We start from the raw sequence: 1,301 nt of genomic DNA, 5'->3' as shown, positions 1-1,301 counted from the left end.
GCCCGCGCTCAGGCTCGGGGTCACCAAGGCCGTCCTCGCCTCGCGCCTCTCGATTCAACCCGAGACCTGGTCGCGGGTGACCCGCCGGCTGGTCGATGCCGGCGTGATCAGCGTCGAGGGTGAGCGGATCGAGGTCCGGAACCGCGCAGCCCTGCAGGCGCTGGCTGACGAGATCTAGCGCGATCACGCTCAGCGCGCGAGCGCCGTCAGGCCGCAATCGCTATCCGCGCGCGGTCAGTATCGGTGGCGTCTGCCTTCCGCCGTGACCCCGATCGCTCCATAATGGCTGGCTATGGGGGACAACAACCGAAGGATCATCCTTGGCTCAGCTAGAACATATCGAAGCCATCGAGCGCCGCCTCTGGTCCGCCGCGGACACCCTGCGCGCCAACTCCAACTACGCCAGCAACGAATACTTTCTGCCCGTCATGGGCCTGGTGTTCTTGCGCCATGCCTACAGCCGCTACCTGGCCGTCCGAGAGGCCATCATCGCCGAACTGCCGAGCCGCGGCGGCAAGACCCGCGCGCTGACCAAGGCCGACTTCTCTCAGAGGAGCGCCATCTACCTGCGTGAGGAAGCCCAGTTCGACCACCTGGTCGCGCTGCCGGACAGCGCCGACCGCGCCAAGGCCATCATCGCCGCCATGGAATCCATCGAGCGCGATTACGAAGGCCTGCGCGGCGTCCTGCCCAAGGGCGAGTACCAGGAACTGGACAACCAGGTGCTCGGCCAACTGCTGCGCACCCTCAACCCCGAGGCCCTGAAGGCGGTCTCCGGCGACGTCTTCGGGCGCATCTACGAGTACTTCCTGACCCAGTTCGCCGACCAAAAGGCCCATGACGGCGGCGAGTTCTTCACCCCCATCTCGCTGGTCTCGCTGATCGCGCACGTCCTCGACCCGGAGCGCGGCATCGTCTTCGACCTGGCCTGCGGTTCCGGCGGCATGTTCGTGCAGAGTGCCCGCACCGTCGAGGAGCAAGGCCAGAGTCCCACCCAGCGGCTCACCTTCCGCGGTCTGGAGAAGAACCCCACCACCATCCGCCTGGCCAAGATGAACCTGGCGGTGCACGGGCTGGAGGGCGATATCCAGCAGGCCATCACCTACTACGAGGACCCCCACGAACTGCTGGGCAAGGCCGACTATGTGATGGCCAATCCGCCCTTCAACGTGGACGAGATCGACGCCGACAAGATCAAGACCGACCCACGCCTGCCCTTCGGCCTGCCCAGCGTCAACAAGAAGGGCAAGGTCGGCAACGGCAACTACATCTGGATCAGCTACTTCTACAGCTACCTGAAC

General features: G+C 65.4%; 2 protein-coding genes. Both read left to right on the top strand.

Going from position 1 to position 1,301, the window contains the following annotated elements; translation table 11 throughout:
* The coding region (locus VBE63_RS29550) for a helix-turn-helix domain-containing protein (protein ID WP_323686542.1) at positions 1-178 on the top strand (178 nt) is incomplete at its 5' end.
* Positions 179-320: 142 nt separating this feature from the next.
* Positions 321-1,301: class I SAM-dependent DNA methyltransferase (locus tag VBE63_RS29545; RefSeq protein ID WP_323686541.1), on the top strand; the 981-nt coding region annotated here is incomplete at its 3' end.

It is taken from the genome of Lamprobacter sp. (assembly GCF_034860625.1).
Classification (GTDB): domain Bacteria; phylum Pseudomonadota; class Gammaproteobacteria; order Chromatiales; family Chromatiaceae; genus Lamprobacter.
Note: the sequence above shows the minus strand (reverse complement) of the source record. Positions and strands in the feature narration are given on the sequence as shown.